The sequence below is a fragment of the Streptomyces sp. Tu 2975 genome (assembly GCF_009832925.1).
Taxonomy (GTDB): domain Bacteria; phylum Actinomycetota; class Actinomycetes; order Streptomycetales; family Streptomycetaceae; genus Streptomyces.
This window is the reverse complement of record NZ_CP047140.1, coordinates 6,515,701-6,534,521: the sequence shown is the minus strand read 5'-3', so window position 1 is coordinate 6,534,521 and position 18,821 is coordinate 6,515,701. Positions and strand designations below refer to the sequence as shown.

At 70.4% G+C, this 18,821-nt stretch carries 14 protein-coding genes and 2 pseudogenes; 2 read left to right on the top strand and 14 right to left on the bottom strand.

Annotated features, from left to right (window positions below):
• The 12 genes and pseudogenes from secD to pgsA all read right to left on the bottom strand — a co-directional run bounded on the left by secD (position 1) and on the right by pgsA (position 11,773).
• On the bottom strand, positions 1–1,776 hold the full coding sequence (gene secD / locus GLX30_RS29105) for a protein translocase subunit SecD (RefSeq protein ID WP_208545511.1): 1,776 nt from the start codon (positions 1,774–1,776) through the stop codon (positions 1–3).
• 152 nt (positions 1,777–1,928) lie between these two features.
• Positions 1,929–2,408 (bottom strand): preprotein translocase subunit YajC, encoded by a 480-nt coding sequence (gene yajC / locus GLX30_RS29100; RefSeq protein WP_159693801.1) that lies wholly within the window; start codon positions 2,406–2,408, stop codon positions 1,929–1,931.
• A gap of 162 nt (positions 2,409–2,570) precedes the next feature.
• A pseudogene (gene ruvB, locus GLX30_RS29095) lies at positions 2,571–3,640 on the bottom strand (Holliday junction branch migration DNA helicase RuvB).
• 61 nt (positions 3,641–3,701) lie between these two features.
• A complete protein-coding gene (gene ruvA, locus GLX30_RS29090) occupies positions 3,702–4,310 on the bottom strand; it encodes a Holliday junction branch migration protein RuvA (RefSeq protein WP_159693800.1) in 609 nt (202 codons plus the stop codon).
• Complete coding sequence (gene ruvC, locus GLX30_RS29085) at positions 4,307–4,849, bottom strand: crossover junction endodeoxyribonuclease RuvC (RefSeq protein ID WP_159693799.1); 543 nt, start codon at positions 4,847–4,849, stop codon at positions 4,307–4,309. The genes ruvA and ruvC overlap by 4 nt, the downstream gene beginning before the upstream one ends.
• Positions 4,850–4,966: 117 nt before the next feature.
• Entirely contained in the window at positions 4,967–5,719 is a 753-nt protein-coding gene (locus GLX30_RS29080; RefSeq protein WP_005319764.1) for a YebC/PmpR family DNA-binding transcriptional regulator, read from the bottom strand.
• Positions 5,720–5,781: 62 nt separating this feature from the next.
• Positions 5,782–6,372, bottom strand: a complete 591-nt coding sequence (pdxT, locus tag GLX30_RS29075; RefSeq protein ID WP_159693798.1) for a pyridoxal 5'-phosphate synthase glutaminase subunit PdxT — start codon at positions 6,370–6,372, stop codon at positions 5,782–5,784.
• On the bottom strand, positions 6,372–7,289 hold the full coding sequence (gene pdxS / locus GLX30_RS29070) for a pyridoxal 5'-phosphate synthase lyase subunit PdxS (protein WP_005319758.1): 918 nt from the start codon (positions 7,287–7,289) through the stop codon (positions 6,372–6,374). Before pdxS ends, pdxT begins: the two co-directional genes overlap by 1 nt.
• Before the next feature lie 104 nt (positions 7,290–7,393).
• Entirely contained in the window at positions 7,394–7,888 is a 495-nt protein-coding gene (locus tag GLX30_RS29065; protein WP_159695311.1) for a hypothetical protein, read from the bottom strand.
• A 1,164-nt stretch (positions 7,889–9,052) separates the two neighbouring features.
• The gene (locus GLX30_RS29060; RefSeq protein ID WP_159693797.1) at positions 9,053–10,216 is read right to left on the bottom strand and encodes a glycosyltransferase family 4 protein; all 1,164 of its coding nucleotides are present in this window, start codon (positions 10,214–10,216) and stop codon (positions 9,053–9,055) included.
• Positions 10,213–11,109 carry a phosphatidylinositol mannoside acyltransferase gene (locus GLX30_RS29055; RefSeq protein ID WP_159695310.1) on the bottom strand — a complete coding sequence of 299 codons (897 nt, stop codon included), beginning with the start codon at positions 11,107–11,109 and terminating at the stop codon, positions 10,213–10,215. Before GLX30_RS29055 ends, GLX30_RS29060 begins: the two co-directional genes overlap by 4 nt.
• Positions 11,109–11,773 (bottom strand): annotated as a pseudogene (pgsA, locus tag GLX30_RS29050) (phosphatidylinositol phosphate synthase). The gene GLX30_RS29055 and the pseudogene pgsA overlap by 1 nt, the downstream one beginning before the upstream one ends.
• A 277-nt stretch (positions 11,774–12,050) precedes the next feature.
• Here pgsA and GLX30_RS29045 point away from each other — a divergent pair.
• On the top strand, positions 12,051–14,258 hold the full coding sequence (locus GLX30_RS29045; RefSeq protein WP_159695309.1) for an elongation factor G-like protein EF-G2: 2,208 nt from the start codon (positions 12,051–12,053) through the stop codon (positions 14,256–14,258).
• Between the two features lie 202 nt (positions 14,259–14,460).
• A complete protein-coding gene (locus GLX30_RS29040; protein WP_159693796.1) occupies positions 14,461–16,116 on the top strand; it encodes a hypothetical protein in 1,656 nt (551 codons plus the stop codon).
• A gap of 3 nt (positions 16,117–16,119) precedes the next feature.
• Here the strand turns inward: GLX30_RS29040 and GLX30_RS29035 are convergent, their stop codons facing one another.
• The gene (locus tag GLX30_RS29035) at positions 16,120–16,683 is read right to left on the bottom strand and encodes an HIT domain-containing protein (RefSeq protein WP_159693795.1); all 564 of its coding nucleotides are present in this window, start codon (positions 16,681–16,683) and stop codon (positions 16,120–16,122) included.
• 72 nt (positions 16,684–16,755) lie between these two features.
• Positions 16,756–18,729: a threonine--tRNA ligase gene (gene thrS, locus GLX30_RS29030; protein WP_159693794.1), complete on the bottom strand. Its 1,974-nt coding sequence runs from the start codon at positions 18,727–18,729 to the stop codon at positions 16,756–16,758.
• Positions 18,730–18,821 lie beyond the last annotated feature (92 nt).

Here is an 18,821-nt window from a genome sequence, read left to right as displayed (position 1 = left end):
TCACGCCTCCTTCGGTTCGGTCGTCGGGGCGGTGGCACGGCGCGAACGGCGCAGCGGCGGCTTGGCGCCCAGCCGCTTCGGGTCGAGTCCGGACCACGGGTGGCCGCTGGCGAAAAACTTCCGGCGGGCCATGAGCGTCATCACCGGCTTGGTGAAGAAGAAGACCACGACCACGTCGAGCAAGGTGGTCAGACCCAGCGTGAACGCGAAGCCCTGGACCTTTCCGACGGTGACGACGAACAGCACCGCGGCGGCGAGGAACGACACGAAGTCGGAGACCAGGACGGTGCGGCGGGCGCGCGGCCAGGCGCGCTCGACGGCGGGACGCAGGGTGCGTCCTTCCCTGATCTCGTCCCGGATGCGTTCGAAGTAGACGATGAACGAGTCCGCGGTGATACCGATGGCGACGATGGCGCCGCAGACCGCCGGCAGGTTGAGCGCGAAGCCGATGGCCGGGCCGAGCAGCGTCATGATCGTATACGTGAGGATCGCCGAGACGCCGAGGCTCAGCAGAGCGATCATCGACAGCCCGCGGTAGTACACGACGAGGTAGATGACGACCAGGGCGAGACCGATCGCACCGGCGATCAGACCGGCCTTGAGCTGCTCGCCGCCGAGGGCGGCGGTGACGGTGGTGACGCTGTCCTCCTCGAAGGACAGCGGCAGGGCGCCGTAGGACAGGATGTTGCCCAGGTTCTGGGCGGAGTCCTGGTCGAAGTTGCCGGTGATCTCGGCGCTGGCGCTCAGGGTCTGGTTGACCTGCGGGGCCGAGACCACTTCACCGTCGAGGACGATGGCGAACTGGTTCATCGGGGGCTGCTGCTGCGACAGCCGACTGGTGATCTTCTGGAACTTCTTGGCACCGGCCTCGGTGAAGTCCATGGTGACGATCCACATGCCGCGCTGCTGGTCGAGCTGGCCCTTGGCGTCGTCGACGTCCTTGCCGTTCACCTCGGCGGGGCCGAGGATGTACTTCTCCCACTCGCCGGCGCCGTTCTTGCCGCAGGCGACGGTCGGCTCGGTCGGCTTGACGTTGTCGCCGAGCGTGCCGCGGGCCTTGTCGTCGGTGCAGTCCAACGTGGTGAACTGCTTCTCCAGCGCCGCGGTGGCCGGGTCGGCCGACGGCGTCGGCGCGGGGCTCTCACCGGGCTTGGGGCTCTCGGACGCCTTGGGCGATCCGGACGCCGACGGGCTGGGAGTGGCGGCCGGGGCCTTGAGGCCCTCGGTGACCGCGCGGCCCTGGGTGGTGGCACCGGCCGACGGTGTGCCGGACGGGGAACCGGACGGCGGGGTGGCCGTCTCCTTGTCGTCCTTGGGCGCGCCGCTGGTCGAGGCGCTCGGCGAGGGCTCCGGGGCGGCCGGACCGCCGGCGGCGACCGTCAGAACGGGCCGGAAGAACAGCTGGGCGGTGGTACCGACCTGCTCACGAGCCTGCTCGGAGTTCGTGCCCTTGGGGATGTTCACAATGATGTGACTGTTGCCCTGGGTCTGAACCTCGGCCTCGGAGACGCCGAGACCGTTGACACGGCGCTCGATGATGCCGACCGCGGTGTTCATGTTGGTCTCGTTGACCGCGTTCTCCTGGCCAGGCTGGTTCTTGGCCTCGAGCGTGATGGTCGTACCGCCCGCCAGATCGATGCCCAGACGCGGCGTGAGCTGACCGGCCCAGAACATCCCGCCCGTGAGCGCGACCATGGCGATCAGGATCAGAGCCAGGGCGCGCCCCGGCTTGCCCTGAGCCCCCGCGGGCCTTCGGCCCCTGTTCGGTGCTGCCACCTTCTCGTTTCTCCCTGTCCAACCGCCCACGGCGCAGGGTGTGCGCCCGGGGCGGCCACGAAGTGTTGTGGGGGCCTGCCCCCGCGATCAGTCGGCACGCCCGGGGGACCGCACGGACGCCTTCCGGCGCCGCCGCGGTCCCCGAATCGTGGCTACTTCGCGTCGGCCTCGCCGTCGGCCTTGCCGTCCTTCGGCTCGACGCCGTCCTTGTCGGCCTCGTCGCCGCTGTCGGCCTTCTCGGTCTTCTTGCCGAGGTCGAGCTTGGCGTCGTCCGCGGGCTGGTCCGCGTCGTCGGCGCCGGTCAGCGAGGAGGCGTCGTCGGGCACGACCTCGGTGTCGGCCGAAGGGTCGTCGCCGTGGACGATGCGGTTGTACTCCTCGTCGGAGAGCACGGCACCGATCGCGTTCTTCGCGAACACCAGGTGGACGCCGGGAGCGGCCTCGAGGAGGACCATGTCGTCATTGACCTCCTTGACGGTGGCGTAGAGGCCACCGATGGTCCGCACGCCGGTTCCGGGCTGCATCTGGTCGCGCATGCTGGCGGCCGCCTGCTGCTTCTTCTTGGCGGAGCGGGTCATCAGGAACATGGCCCCGATGAGCACGATGAAAGGGAGGAGGGTCAAGATATCCACGGGGGAATTCCTTCGCATGACCGCGCTGTGTGAGCGGCCGATCTACGGGGGTGGGCACGCCGACCTGTACGGGCGGCATCGGCGGAGTCTAAGCGAGTCCGCATCGATGGAACAACGCCCAGCATCCCACCGTGGTTCCTGGACGTGCGAGTCTCCTCGCCGTCACGTCCCGAACAGACCCTGTTGTCCGCTTGCGCCCTGCGCCTGCTGGGGCGGGGTCAGCCCGAGGTGTGTCCAGGCCGCGGGCGTGGCCACCCGGCCACGGGGAGTACGGGCCAGCAGTCCCTCCCTCACAAGGAACGGCTCGGCGACCTCCTCGACGGTCTCCCGCTCCTCCCCCACGGCCACCGCCAGCGTCGACAGGCCGACGGGCCCCCGCCGAACAGCTTGAGCAGTGCCTGGAGCACGGCCCGGTCGAGGCGGTCCAGACCGCGGGTGTCCACCTCGTACACCTGCAGTGCCGCGGCGGCCACCTCGCGGTCGACCCTGCCGTCGGCCTCCACCTGCGCGTAGTCGCGCACCCGGCGCAGCAGGCGGTTGGCGATACGGGGCGTGCCGCGGGAACGGCCGGCGATCTCGGCGGCGCCGTCGGGGTCGATCTCGACGTCGAGGAGCTGCGCGGAGCGGTGGATGACGCGTTCGAGCTCGACCGGCTCGTAGAACTCCATGTGCCCGGTGAAGCCGAACCTGTCCCGGAGCGGCGGCGGCAGCAGACCGGCCCTGGTCGTGGCCCCGACCAGGGTGAACGGCGGCAGCTCCAGCGGGATGGCGGTGGCGCCGGGACCCTTGCCGACGATGACGTCGACCCGGAAATCCTCCATCGCCATGTAGAGCATCTCCTCGGCGGGCCGGGACATCCGGTGGATCTCGTCGAGGAAGAGGACCTCGCCCTCCTGGAGGGAGGAGAGGATGGCCGCCAGGTCGCCCGCGTGCTGGATGGCGGGGCCGGATGTGATGCGGATCGGCGCGTTCATCTCCGACGCGATGATCATGGACAGGGTGGTCTTGCCGAGGCCTGGCGCCCCGGAGAGAAGGACATGGTCTGCGGTGGCGCCACGTTGCCGGGCGGCCCGCAGGACGAGGTCCAGCTGCTGGCGGACCCGTTCCTGGCCGACGAACTCGTCGAGCGTCCTCGGCCGAAGGGCCGCCTCGACGGCACTGTCGTCGGTGTCGGCGGAGGGCGCGACCAGCCGGGCGTCCGCGGCGGTGGTGGTCTCGTCTTCCCAGTTCACGTGTGTCTGCCTTCTCGGTGGTGGGTGGGACGGGCAGGGGAAACGGCCCCTCTCGGACAGGTCACCGCGCCCGGCTCAGCGACTGGAGCGCCGCCCGCAGCAGCGGGCCCACCTCCGGGGCCGCCCCCATCGCCTCCGCCTGCGGTGCCACCGCGGCGACCGCCTCGTCCGCCTCCCTCGTGGCATAGCCGAGGCCGATCAGCGCGGCGTGCAGCTGGTCGCGCCACGACTGGCTGACCGGGGCGCCGACGGCGGGGCCGGAGCCGAGCGGCTCGCCCAGCCGGTCCTTCAGTTCGAGCAGCAGCTTCTGCGCGCCCTTCTTGCCGATGCCGGGCACTGCCGTGAGTGCCTTCTCGTCGCCGGTGGCGACGGCGATCCGCAGCGCGTCGGGGCTGTGCACGGCGAGCATGGCCTGCGCCAGTCTCGGTCCGACGCCGCTCGCCGTCTGCAGCAGCTCGAACACCTGGCGCTCGTCGTCGTCGGCGAAGCCGTACAGCGTGAGCGAGTCCTCACGGACGACGAGCGAGGTGGCGAGCTTCGCCTCCTGGCCGATCCGCAGCTCGGAGAGGGTGTTCGGGGTGCACTGGACGGCCATGCCGATGCCGCCGACCTCGATCACCGCGGTGGTCGGTGCGAGCGCGGCGACGGGGCCGCTCACGAAGGCGATCATGCGGTACGTCCTTTCGATGCGTACGTCGTGCGGTGCGCGGCGACGGCTTGCTGGAGGCGGTTCTGCGCGGGGGCGCGCCAGATGTGGCAGATGGCGAGGGCGAGGGCGTCCGCGGCGTCGGCCGGCTTCGGCGGGGCGTCGAGCCGCAGCAGCCGGGTCACCATCGCACCGACCTGTGCCTTGTCGGCCCGGCCGCTGCCGGTGACGGCGGCCTTGACCTCGCTGGGGGTGTGCAGGGCCACGGGGATGCCGCGCCGTGACGCGCACAGCATGGCGACGGCGCTGGCCTGGGCGGTGCCCATCACCGTGCGCACATTGTGCTGGCTGAACACCCGCTCCACGGCCACGAATTCGGGCCGGTGCTCATCGAGCCACTGTTCGATGCCCTGCTCGATGGCGACGAGCCGGGCACCGAGTTCGGCGTCCGGCGGGGTCCGCACGACGCCGACTCCGCGCATCGTCAGCGGTCGGCCGGCGACGCCTTCCACCACGCCCACGCCGCACCGGGTCAGCCCCGGGTCCACGCCCAGTACGCGCACGCGCCCCTCCCATCGTTCATCTGTTTGTGCAGGCTATCGGCTGCCACCGACAGAGCACGGACGGGCCGACGGGAGCGTGTCCCGTCGGCCCGTCCGTGTGCGCCGTATGACTGTGCGTCAGGCGTCGACCTTCTCCATGACCTCGTCGGAGACGTCGAAGTTGGCGAAGACGTTCTGGACGTCGTCGCTGTCCTCGAGCGCGTCGATGAGCTTGAAGATCTTGCGCGCGCCCTCTTCGTCCAGCTCGACCTGCATGGTCGGGACGAAGTTGGCCTCGGCCGAGTCGTAGTCGATGCCGTTCTCCTGGAGGGCGGTGCGGACCGCGACCAGGTCGGTGGCCTCGCTGAGCACCTCGAACGACTCACCGAGGTCGTTGACCTCTTCCGCGCCGGCGTCGAGGACCGCTCCGAGGACGTCGTCCTCGGTCAGCTCGCCCTTGGGGACGATCACGACGCCCTTGCGGTTGAAGAGGTACGACACCGAGCCGGGGTCGGCCATGGAACCGCCGTTGCGGGTCATGGCGACACGGACGTCGGAGGCGGCACGGTTGCGGTTGTCGGTGAGGCACTCGATGAGCACCGCGACACCGTTCGGGCCGTAACCCTCGTACATGATCGTCTCGTAGTCGACGCCGCCGGCCTCGAGACCGCCGCCGCGCTTGACCGCGGAGTCGATGTTCTTGTTGGGCACGGAGCTCTTCTTGGCCTTCTGGATGGCGTCGAAGAGCGTCGGGTTGCCGTCGATGTCGGCGCCGCCGGTACGGGCCGCCACCTCGATGTTCTTGATCAGCTTCGCGAAGAGCTTGCCGCGCTTGGCATCGATCACGGCCTTCTTGTGCTTCGTCGTAGCCCATTTAGAGTGGCCGGACATCTGCCTGTCTCCTTCGCGTAACCCTTTACTGAACGAACCCGAGAGATCCTACCGGGATCCCGTCAGGCGGTATCGCGCACCATGTCCACGAAAAGCGCGTGCACCCGGTGGTCGCCCGTCAGTTCGGGGTGGAAGGACGTCGCCAGCGCGTTGCCCTGGCGTACGGCGACGATGTGCCCGTCGTGCTCCGCCAGCACCTCGACCTCCGCGCCGACCGACTCGACCCAGGGGGCGCGGATGAAGACGCCCTCGACCGGGGCGCCCTCCACTCCCTCGAGCGCGACGGCGGCCTCGAAGGACTCGTTCTGCCGCCCGAAGGCGTTGCGGCGGACGATCATGTCGATGCCGCCGAACGTCTCCTGGCCCGACCGCGGGTCGAGGATCTTGTCGGCGAGCATGATCAGACCGGCGCAGGTGCCGTAGACCGGCATGCCCGCCCGCAGTCGCTCGCGCAGCGGCTCCATCAGACCGAACAGCACGGCCAACTTGGAGATGGTGGTGGACTCGCCGCCCGGGATCACCAGGGCGTCGATCTCCGCCAGCTCCTCGGGGCGCCGGACCGGCCTGGCCACGGCATCGGCCGCGGCCAGGGCGATCAGGTGCTCCCGTACGTCGCCCTGGAGCGCCAGGACACCGATCACGGGAGTGGTCATCACCAGCCCCGGTTGGCGTAGCGCTCGGTCTCGGGCAGGGTGTCGCAGTTGATGCCGACCATGGCCTCGCCCAGGTTGCGGGACGCGTCCGCGATGATCTTCGGGTCGTCGTAGAAGGTGGTGGCCTTCACGATGGCCGCGGCGCGCTTGGCCGGGTCGCCCGACTTGAAGATGCCCGAGCCGACGAAGACGCCCTCGGCGCCGAGCTGGCGCATCAGCGCGGCGTCCGCGGGGGTGGCCACACCGCCGGCGGAGAACAGCACGACCGGCAGCTTGCCCAGCTCGGAGACCTCCTTGACCAGCTCGTACGGGGCGCGGAGCTCCTTGGCGGCGGCGTACAGCTCGTTGTTGTCGAAGCCGCGCAGCTTGGCGATCTCGTTCTTGATCTGGCGCAGGTGGCGGACGGCCTCGACGACGTTTCCGGTGCCGGCCTCGCCCTTGGAGCGGATCATGGCCGCGCCCTCGGCGATACGGCGCAGGGCCTCACCGAGGTTGGTGGCACCGCACACGAACGGCGTGGTGAACGCCCACTTGTCGCTGTGGTTGACCTCGTCGGCCGGGGTCAGCACCTCGGACTCGTCGATGTAGTCGACACCGAGCGACTGGAGGACCTGCGCCTCGACGAAGTGGCCGATACGGGACTTGGCCATGACCGGGATGGAGACCGCGTCGATGATCTCCTCGATCATGTTCGGGTCGGACATCCGCGCCACGCCACCGTCCTTGCGGATGTCGGCGGGCACGCGCTCCAGGGCCATGACGGCGACGGCGCCGGCATCCTCGGCGATCTTCGCCTGCTCGGCGTTGACCACGTCCATGATCACGCCGCCCTTGAGCTGCTCGGCCATGCCGCGCTTGACGCGAGAGGTGCCGATCGCCGAAGAGTCAGCAGTCTGCGGGAGGGGGCTGGTGGACACGGGGACCTCACTCGATGACGACGTTGCGATGCGTCCCCGATGGAACATCCACCGACCAGTCCACTGCAAGGGCCAATGGAGAGCCGGTGGATCGTTTTCGCCTGTCAGGTGGGCCGGTCCGCCAGCGCTGCGGGCGGTTCATCATCCATTTCGAAGGCCAGCGGGAACGGGGCGTGGCCCGCCAGCCGGAACCAGCGGACCGTCCGGTGCCGTCGCAGCGCACGCGCCGCACGCACGGAGTCGTTGTGGAAACGACGCGCCATCGGCACCCGGCGCACCGCCTGCGCGAGCTCCCCGGCGGCTTCCTCACCGCCCGGCACCTGACGCACGGCCTCGACCTGCTCCTGCGCGCCGAACACGGCACGCAGCGCGGCACTCAACTCGCTCTCGGCGACCTCACGGTGCTCCTCCTCGGCCTGACGGGCCTCGTGGGCGGCCTCGTAGAGCACGATCGACGCGGCGGGATCGAGCACGCCGGCGGTCGCAAGCTCCTGCGCGACGGAGGCCCGCCGCAGGAGCTGGGCGTCGAGCGCTGCACGGGCCGCGTCGATCCGCGCGTGCAGCCGGTCGAGCCGCCCGGCGGTCCAGCTGAGGTACATGCCGATGGCGACGAGGGCCACGACGATCCAGATCAGGGTGCTCACGGGCGGCAAGGCTACCGCTGCCCGCCCCTTCCCCCTTCCGGCGGCTCCACCCCCGAACGCCCCGGGGGCTGCCGCCCCCGACCCCGTGCCGCTTGCGCGGCCTCTCCCGACCCACCCGCTGTATCGATGTGCGACTCCGCCGCGTGGGGACAAGCCCCGGAACCCATGGGTGCTGACGCCTCCGGCCCCTCCCCGGTGAGGGGAAGGGGTTTCGATGGAGGCCTGACGCCCCTGAACACCCCATGCGCGACCCGGCCCTGTGCCGCTGCGCGGGAGCCCTTCCCCACCCCGCCCCTTCCCGAACCGGGGCAAGCCCCGGACCCCAGGGGGCTGACGCACCCGGCCCCTCCCCGGCGAGGGGAAGTTGGTGGGGGCTGGCGCCCCCACACCCCTAGGACGGCAGCTTCGCGCCGCGAAAGTCCCCTGCCGCCCGCCCCAGCAGCACGCCCGCCGGGAACGGACACCTGCCGAGCTCAGGGGCCGCCCCGGAACGGACACCGGCGGGCACCCCACGGGCGGTCCCACCGAGCTGCATCCGCCCCAAGGCCGAACCGTCGCCCCGTGTGAAGTCGGCCACCGGCCCGAGGCCCCACCGGCGGGAGGGGGGCCGGGTCGTAGGAGGGGGTGTCCGGAAGTAAAGCGTCGCAACTCGCGCGCAGCGCGGTGAGGACAGCCATTCCGGACACCCCCTCCGGAGGCCCCGGCCACCGGCACCCACCACCGGCGCAGCCACGCCCCGCAAGGGGCGCCCCGAGCCAGCCCCGCCTCGCACGGGCGCCACGCCGCCGGACCAGGCCCGGCCCGTAGGGGCGCCACACACCGGGGCCCGACCGGGCCCAGCCGCAGGGGCGCACGCACCAGGACCAGACCACGCCCCGCCAGGGCCCCACGCAACGGACCGCAGGGGCGACACGCACCGGCCCGGCCCGCGCCCGCGCCCGCAGCGGCGACACACCCCCATGCCGGCCACGCCTGCGGGCCCACACCACCACGTGCCCGGCGCCACCCGCCGAGGAGGCGACACACAACCGGACCAGGGCCGGCCCGTAGGGGCGACACGCGACCGGACCGAGCTACACCCCGCAGGGGCGACGACATCGGGCCCCGCCCCCAGATCGTTCAGTCCCGGGCCGCCAGCCCGAACCGCGCCCGGAGCCCCGTGCGTTCGTCCGTCGCCACCGACGCCGCCCCGTCCGTCACGGTTTCGTACACCGCGAGGATGTCCGCGCCGACCGTCGACCAGTCGAACCGCCGCACGTGCGCGCTGCCCCGCTCACGGAGTTCCGCCCGCCGCTCCGGGTCGCGCAGCAGCGCGACCGCCGCGGCCGCCAGCGCGTCCGCGTCCTCGTTGGCGAAGAGCCCGCCGGCGGCGCCCTGGTCGAGTACCTGAGCGAACGCGTCGAGATCGGCGGCGAGCACCGGCGCGCCCGCCGACATCGCCTCGACGAGGATGATGCCGAAGCTCTCGCCGCCGGTGTTGGGCGCCACGTACACGTCGACGCTGCGCAGCAGCCGCGCCTTGTCCTCGTCGCTGATCATGCCGAGGAATTCGACCTGGGAGCGCATGGCGGCCGGCAGGGTCGCGACGGCCTCTTCCTCGTCGCCGCGTCCGGCGACCAACAGCCGTGTGCCGGGGCACTGTTCCAGGATCGTGGGGAGCGCCTTCATCAGGACCGGCAGCCCCTTGCGGGGTTCGTCGATGCGGCCGATGAAGCCGATCGTGTTCCCTTGCCATTCCTTCTTCGGCTCGGCCTTCTCGAAGAAGCCGACGTCGACGCCGTTCGGGATGACGACGGCGTCGCCGCCGAGGTGCTCGACGAGCGTCCGCCGCGCGTACTCGCTGACGGCGATGCGCGCGCTGATCTTCTCCAGCGCCGGCTGGAGGATCGGATACGCGGCGATCATGGCACGGGAGCGCGGGTTGGATGTGTGGAACGTGGCCACGATGGGGCCTTGGGCCGCCCAGCACGAGAGCAGCCCGAGTGAGGGCGACGCGGGCTCGTGGATGTGGATCACGTCGAAGGTGCCGTCGTGCAGCCAGCGGCGTACCCGGGCCGCGGAGAGGAACCCGAAGTTCAGCCGCGCCACGGAACCGTTGTACGGGACGGGTACGGCCCGTCCGGCCGAGACGACGTACGGCGGCAGCGGGGTCTCGTCGTCGGCGGGGGCGAGCACGGACACGTCGTGGCCGAGCCGGATCAGATGCTCGGCGAGGTCGCGGATGTGGAACTGCACACCGCCGGGTACGTCCCACGAGTACGGGCAGACGATGCCGATCTTCACGCCCGGCGCTCCTCGAGGTCCGCGAGCCACAGCCGTTGCAACATGTGCCAGTCCTCCGGGTGTTCGGCGATGCCGGTGGCGTAGGCGTCGGCCAGCGCCTGTGTCATGGAGGACGTCTTCTCGGCGCGCGTACCTGTCTCCGGTACGTCGACGGGAGCGTGGACCCGCCCGTGCATGACGGGCTCCTCGCCGTACCAGAGGGTCACGGGCAGCAGCAGCGCCCCGGTCTGCTGCGCGAGCAGCGCAGGTCCGGCCGGCATGCGTGCCGTCTCGCCGAAGTACTTGACCTCGATCCCGGAGGCCGACAGGTCGCGGTCGGCGACCAGGCACACCAGGCCGCCGGCGCGCAGCCGGCGTGCGAGGGTGCCGAAGGCCGCGCCTCCCGAGTGCGGAAGGACCTCCATGCCGAGGCTCTCGCGGTAGGCGACGAACCGGTCGTACAGCGACTCGGGCCGCAGGCGTTCGGCGACCGTGGTGAAGGGCACGCCGAGGGTTCTGGTCACCCACACTCCGGCGAGGTCCCAGTTGGCCAGGTGCGGCAGCGCCAGGATCACGCCGCGGCCGGAGGCGAGGCCGTCGGTCAGGTGGTGCACGTCCTGGATCGCGACATTGCGTTCGACGCGTTCCCTGCTCCAGGTCGGCAGGCGGAACGACTCCATCCAGTAGCGCATGTACGAGCGCATACCGGCCTGGGACAGCGCCTTGAGCCGCTCGGGGGTGGCGTCGGACACGACCCTCGCGAGGTTGGCCTCGAGCCGCAGCACGCCCTTGCCGCGCCGCTTCCACGCGGTGTCCGCGATGGTGCGGCCGAGGCGGGCGGCCATCGGTTCCGGCATCTTCTTGACGGCGCTCCAGCCGAGCCCGTAGAGGGCGTCCGTCAGCCTGTCCCGCATCATGACGCCTCGGCCCCGCTTCCCTGTGCCGCCGCTGCGTCGGCCTCTGCCGACTCGCGCCGTACGGTGACGACCCGCTGCCCGAGCGTCACGAGGCTGCCCACGGCGACGATCCACAGCGCGATCGGCAGCAGGATGTCGATGCCGGGGACGCCGAAGCCGTGGAGGCCCGCGAGGCCCGCCGCGACCAGCGAGATCACGAGTCGCTCGGCGCGCTCCACGAGCCCGTTGACGGCCACGGGGAGGCCGATCGATTCTCCGCGTGCCTTGGTGTACGAGACCACCTGGCCGCTGGCGAGGCAGAAGATGGCCACCGCGCACAGCACGTTGTCGTCGCCGAGGCCGGCGTACCAGAGCGCGAAGCCGCCGAAGATCGCCCCGTCGGCGACCCGGTCCAGCGTCGAGTCGAGGAAGGCGCCCCACCGGCTCGAAACCCCCGCCTGGCGCGCCATGTTGCCGTCGACCAGGTCGGAGAAGACGAACAGTGTGATGACGATCGTGCCCCAGAAGAACTCCCCGCGGGGAAGAAGACCAGTGCTCCCGCCATCACTCCGGCCGTGCCGATGAGAGTCACCGCGTCGGGGCTGACCCCGCGGCGGAGCAGAAACGCGGCGAACGGTGTGAGGACACGCGTGAAGAATGCACGCGCGTACTTGTTCAGCATGGCCTTCCCGAGGGTTCGGTGGGCCGCGTGGCCCCTACGGCCACCGGCTGGCCCATCGTAGCCACGACCGTCCGGGCGCAGCGCCGCGCACCCGTCCCGGGAGGCGGCGTCGGACGTATGGACGCACAGTGACGGGAGTGGAAAGCTCGAAAGACCACCGCGGGCAACGCCGGAGCTGCCCCGGACGCCCTTCGGGACGCCTTCATGGCTCCCCCGCCGCCCGCGGCTTCCTTCCCTCACCGTGCAGTCGAGCGTGAATCGATCGGGAGGCAAGATCATGGGCGACAAGGCGCATGCACACCACCCCGGGGCCGCCGGCAGAGCAGTAACGGCCGACCGCCCCGCATCCGTACGGAATGTGGTGCTGGTCGGCCACAGCGGATCAGGCAAGACGACCCTCGTGGAGGCGCTGGCGCAGACCGCGGGAGCGGTCAACCGGGCCGGCCGCGTCGAGGACGGTACGACCGTCTCCGACCACGACGAGATCGAACACCGTCAGCAACGCTCCGTACAGCTCTCGCTCGTTCCCCTCGAATGGGGCGGGTGCAAGATCAACCTGCTGGACACCCCCGGGTACGCCGACTTCGTCGGCGAGCTGCGGGCCGGTCTGCGTGCCGCGGACGCGGCCCTCTTCGTCGTCTCGGCCGCGCAGGAGGCGGACGCCGTGGCGGGCGCGACCCGCATGGTCTGGGAGGAGTGCGCCGCGGTCGGCATGCCACGCGCGATCGTCGTGACACACCTGGAGACCGCACGCACGGACTTCGACGAACTCACCGCCGTCTGCGCCGGGATCTTCGGGGGCGACGACCCCGACGCCGTGCTGCCGCTGTACCTGCCGCAGTACGGACCCCAGCACACGGACGGGCACGCGCCCGTAACCGGCCTGGTCGGCCTGCTCACGCAGAAGATCTTCGACTACTCGTCCGGCGAGCGGAAGGAGAACCCGCCGGACGCCGAGCAGGCGCCGTTGATCGAGGAGGCCCGCGGCCGCCTCATCGAAGGGATCATCGCCGAGAGCGAGGACGAGACCCTCATGGACCGCTACCTCGGCGGCGAGGAGATCGACCTCAAGACGCTCATCGACGACCTGGAGAAGGCCGTCGCACGCGGCACCTTCCATCCGGTCCTGGCCGCCGCACCCGCCGTGAACGGCGCGAAGAAGGGCCTCGGCACCGTCGAACTGCTGGACCTGATCACCGGCGGCTTCCCCACACCCCTCGAACCCGAACCGCCGACGGTCACCACTCCCGACGGCGCACCGGGCCCGCAGATCACCTGCGATCCGAACGGCCCGCTCGTGGCCGAGGTCGTCAAGACCGCGTCCGACCCCTACGTGGGCCGGATATCGCTCGTCCGCGTCTTCTCCGGGACACTTCGGCCCGACGACACGGTCCATGTGTCGGGGCACGGACTCGCCGACCGCGGACATGAGGACCATGACGTCGACGAACGCGTCGGTGCCCTGTCCGCCCCCTTCGGCAAGCAGCAGCGCCCCCTCCCCCACGCCATCGCCGGGGACATGGCCTGCGTCGCGAAGCTGTCCCGTGCGGAGACCGGCGACACACTCTCCGCCAAGGACCGGCCGCTCCTGATGGAGCCGTGGGCCATGCCCGACCCGCTGCTCCCCCTCGCCATCCAGGCCCACAGCAAGGCGGACGAGGACAAACTCTCCCAGGGGCTCTCCCGCCTCGTCGCGGAGGATCCGACGATGCGGCTGGAGCAGAACCAGGACACCCACCAGGTCGTCCTGTGGTGCCTCGGCGAGGCGCACGCCGACGTCGCCCTGGAACGGCTCCGCAACCGTTACGGCGTGCAGGTCGACACCGTCCCGTACAAGGTGTCGCTCCGGGAGACGTTCAGCGACAGCTCCGCGGGCCGGGGCCGCCACGTCAAGCAGTCCGGCGGGCACGGCCAGTACGCAATCTGCGAGATCGACGTCGATCCCCTGCCCCCGGGCTCCGGGATCGAGTTCGTCGACAAGGTCGTCGGCGGCGCGGTGCCGCGCCAGTTCATCCCCTCCGTGGAGAAGGGCGTACGCGCCCAGGCGGCCCGCGGTGTCGCCGCCGGCTATCCCCTGGTCGACGTGCGGATCACGCTGCGCGACGGCAAGGCGCATTCCGTCGACTCCTCCGACGCCGCCTTCCAGACGGCGGGAGCCCTCGCCCTGCGGGAGGCCGCCGCGGACAGCCGGATCAACCTCCTCGAACCGGTCGCCGAACTTCAGGTACTCGTCTCCGACGAATACGTCGGCCCGGTCATGAGCGACCTGTCCGGCCGCCGCGGCAGAGTCGTCGGCACGGAACAGACACCCGGCTCGCGCACCCTCGTACGCGCGGAGGTGCCGGAACTCGAGATCGGCAGATACGCCGTGGACCTCCGCTCCATCTCCCACGGCACCGGCCGGTTCAGCCGCCGCTACGCCCGGCACGAACCGATGCCCCAGCAGGTCGCCGACAAGGTCCGCGAACGGACGAACGGCGCCTGACGCCCCGCCTCTTCGCCCCGCCGCCCGCCCCCGGCCTGCCTCGGCCGCCGGTGGCGGGCGGACGGCCGGACGCCCCCTTAACCGAGGGCCGCACCCTCGATAGGCTGAGCGCACCGACTGGGCTGCCCAGCTCAGAAGGTGTGCGGGGCACGGTAGTTGGGAACAGGCCGCAGTGCGGAAGCACGCGGCGATGGGGGCGGTAGTGGCCAACGACGTATTCGATTTCACGCCCGGGGCACAGGTCCCGCTCATGGGGGCGGCCGGACAGACCGCGGCGACGCACGCCCTCGCATCGGCCGCCTACCGGGACACCGAGCTGAAGGAGATCCTCAAAGCCAACAGCGAGTGGCACAAGTCCGAGGTGACACCGGGAAAGATCTCGCTCTTCGAACCCAACCTCGGAGAGGCCTTCTCCCGGGCCGTCCAGGTCCGGATGCTCGGCGGCGCCCGCAAGGCCCTCGTCCAGTCCTTCGGCACCGAACCCCAGTCCGTCGTCGAACACTGCCTGGCCGCCAACCGGCTGCGGCGCGAACGCGACAGCAGGCTCACCGCCGTGACGGCCGTGTGCGGGCTGCTCTTCCTGCCCGGCCTGCTCCTGTGGCTGGGCGTCTTCCAGCTCCGCCGTACCCTCGCCGGCTCACAGAACAGGGGCGCGGGCGCCCTCGGCAGCCTGCTGCTGGCGGCGATCGGCATCCTCGCCGTGATCTTCCTCGTCCGGCTCCCCTTCGGTGGCTTCTGGGCGTACTACATCCGCGCGATGCTCGTCGCACCGGTCCTCGGCTGGTTCCTCGCCAAACGCATCTGCGAGTCCTCCGCCAAGGACATGCGCGCCCGCTGGGACGCCCTCCTCTCCGGCGGCGGCATCGGCGCCAAGGTGCCGGAAGCCGTACCGGGGAACCCCGGCGACGCCGCCCGCGAGCAGCTCCGCCAAGGGCTGGAGAAGCTCACCGCCGAGCAGCAGTCCAACATCGTCTTCTACGCCGGCCCCAAGGGCATACTCGGCATGGGGACCCGCTGGGGCAGCTGGCAGATGGCGGAGGAGCTCGTCTCCCAGGACCCCGCCAAGGAGATCAACCAGTTCCGCAGCTGGGACGTCGTACGGGCCATCCACGACAAGCTCAAGCTCCTGGAACGCGGCCCGCTGAACTCCGGCGGCTTCCCGCCCCCCTCCGTCAAGCACTGGATCGTCTCCCCCGTCGGCGAGAACGCCGCAGCCGTCGCCCGGCCGGAGGGCCAGGAGGTCGAGACCTTCCAGATCAAGGGCCACGAGATACAGCGCATCTGCAACCACCAGCAGTTCGGCAGCGGCAACCGCCACTACCTGGGCGTGCAGTTCACCCTCTGGGACGGCCAGCTGGTCATCACCATGATGATCACCGTCACCGTGCTCCACGAGACGCTGCGCGTCGAGGTCACCGGCCACGCACTCGGTCCCGTGCACTCGCTGTTCACCACGAAGCCCGAGCCCAAGACGGTCACCGTCGGCAAGACCGTCCGGTTCTGGGAGACCGTGGACCGGGTCCTGCCCCTGGTGGACGCCAAGGAGGTCGTCCGCCTCGCCGTGCGGGCCCCCTTCACCTGGTATCCGCCGCTGCTCGACTTCCTCGGCGGCAAGCTGGTGCTCCCCGAGCCCTTCGGCCTGCGGCACGCCTGGGCCGAGAAGCCGTGGCGCCACCGGTTCATGGCCGACGACGCGATGCGCGCCGCCGCACCCGTGCTGCGTGTGGCGCACACGGCCGCGCTGAAGGTCCTCGAGGACAACGGCGTGGACACCTCGAAGTTCGGCAACCGCGCCACCGTCGTCAGCGGCTTCGTCCAGGACCCGACGCCCGGCAAGGCGGACGTCTACGACGCCTGAGCGTCAGCCCTTCGGCCAGTGCTCGGCGAGCATCCTGCGGGTGTCGCCGAGCAGCTGCGGAAGCACCTTGGTGTTGCCGATGACCGGCATGAAGTTGGTGTCGCCGCCCCAGCGGGGCACGATGTGCTGATGCAGATGGGCGGCGATACCGGCGCCCGCCGCGGAGCCCTGGTTCAGGCCGATGTTGAACCCGTGCGCGCCGGACGCCGCGCGCAGCGCGGCCATCGCCTGCTTGGTCAGCTTGGCGAGTTCGGCGGTCTCGCCGTCGTCCAGGTCCGTGTAGTCGGCGACGTGACGGAACGGGACGATCATCAGGTGCCCGCCGTTGTACGGGTAGAGGTTGAGCACGGCGTAGACGCGCTCCCCACGGGCGATGACCAGGCCGTCCTCGTCGCTCTTGGAGGGGATCGAGCAGAACGGGCAGCCGTCCCCGGAACCGGGACCCGTGGGCTTGTTCTCGCCCTGGATGTACGCCATCCGATGGGGCGTCCACAGTCGCTGGAACGCGTCAGGCGTCCCGACTCCGATCTGCTGCTCCGGCTGCTCTGTCGTCATGCGGGCCAGCATATTCGGCGCTGCTCGCGGCATGCGGCGAGGGGCGGCCCCCATAAAAGGGAGGACCGCCCCTCGCTGCTCGACTCAGACCTGGACGCGGCGCTCCACCACGTCGGCGATCTTCGCCAGGGCGTCCTCGCGCGGGATGCCGTTCTCCTGCGAGCCGTCGCGGTAGCGGAAGGAGACCGTGCCGGCGTTCATGTCGTCGTCACCGACGATGATCATGAACGGAACCTTCAGCTTCTGGTGGTTGCGGATCTTCTTCTGCATCCGGTCCGAGGAGGAGTCCACCTCGACCCGCAGGCCCTTCTTCCTGGCGTCCGCCGCGAAGGCCTGCAGATACTCGACGTGCGCGTCGCCGATCGGGATGCCGACCGCCTGCACCGGGGCCAGCCACGGCGGCATCGCGCCCGCGTAGTGCTCCAGCAGCACGGCGAAGAACCGCTCGATCGACCCGAACAGCGCGCGGTGGATCATCACTGGACGCTGCTTGGTGCCGTCCGGGCCGGTGTACTCCAGGTCGAAGCGCTCCGGCAGGTTGAAGTCGAGCTGCACCGTCGACATCTGCCAGGTCCGGCCGATGGCGTCCTTCGCCTGGACGGAGATCTTCGGGCCGTAGAACGCGGCGCCGCCCGGGTCCGGGACCAGCGGGAGGCCCTGCTTCTCGGCCACCTGCCGCAGCGTCTCCGTGGCCTCTTCCCAGACCTCGTCGGAGCCGACGAACTTCTCCGGGTCCTTGGTGGACAGCTCCAGGTAGAAGTCGGTCAGACCGTAGTCGCGCAGCAGGTTCAGCACGAAGGTCAGCGTCGAGTCGAGCTCGTCCGCCATCTGCTCCTTGGTGCAGTAGATGTGCGCGTCGTCCTGCGTGAAACCGCGGGCGCGGGTGAGGCCGTGCACGACGCCCGACTTCTCGTACCGGTACACGGTCCCGAACTCGAAGAGGCGCAGCGGCAGTTCACGGTACGAACGCCCGCGCGCGTCGAAGATCAGGTTGTGCATCGGGCAGTTCATGGGCTTGAGGTAGTAGTCCACGCCCTCGTCGAGCTGCATGGGCGGGTACATGCCGTCGGCGTACCAGTCCAGGTGGCCCGAGGTCTCGAAGAGCTTCCCCTTGGTGGCGTGGGGGGTGTAGACGAACTCGTAGCCCTCCTCCTCGTGCCGCTTGCGGCTGTAGTCCTCCATGACCCGGCGGATGATGCCGCCCTTGGGGTGGAAGACCGCGAGGCCGGAACCGATCTGCTCGGGGACCGAGAAGAGATCGAGCTCGTTGCCCAGCTTGCGGTGGTCGCGCTTCTCCGCCTCCGCGAGGAACTCCAGGTGCGCCTTGAGCTCGTCCTTCGACGGCCAGGCGGTGCCGTAGATGCGCTGGAGCATCGGGTTCTTCTCGCTGCCGCGCCAGTACGCGGCGGCGTTGCGCATCAGCTTGAACGCCGGGATGTTCCGGGTCGTGGGCAGGTGCGGACCGCGGCAGAGGTCCTTCCAGCACAGCTCGCCGGTCTTGGCGTCCAGGTTGTCGTAGATGGTCAGCTCACCCGCGCCGACCTCCACGTCCGCGCCGTCGTCCGAGGACGCCGAGCCCTTGAGGCCGATGAGCTCCAGCTTGTACGGCTCGTCGGCGAGCTCCTCGCGGGCCGCCTCGTCGGTGACGACACGGCGCGAGAAGCGCTGGCCGCGCTTCTGGATCTCCTGCATCTTCTTCTCGATGGCCTTGAGGTCATCGGGGTGGAAGGGCTTCTCGACGTCGAAGTCGTAGTAGAAGCCGTCCTTGACCGGCGGGCCGATGCCGAGCTTCGCCTCGGGGAAGAGCTCCTGAACGGCCTGGGCCATGACGTGCGCGGTGGAGTGGCGCAGGATGTTGAGGCCGTCCTCCGAGGAGATCTCGACGGGCTCGACCTCCTCGCCGTCCTTCGGCTCGTACGCGAGGTCCTTCAGCTCCCCGCCCACGCGGGCGGCGACGACGGTGCGCTCGGGAAAGAGGTCGGCGGCCGTAGTGCCCGTTGTCACCACGCGCTCTTCCCGCTCGGAATCGCGATGGATGATCACACGGACGTCTGACACCGGTCTCTCCTGACTGAAGGCGGGCGCGTACCCGATTCGTAGTGCGTACGCACTCGGAATCGTACCGAGCCGGAGGGACCACTCGCGAAACG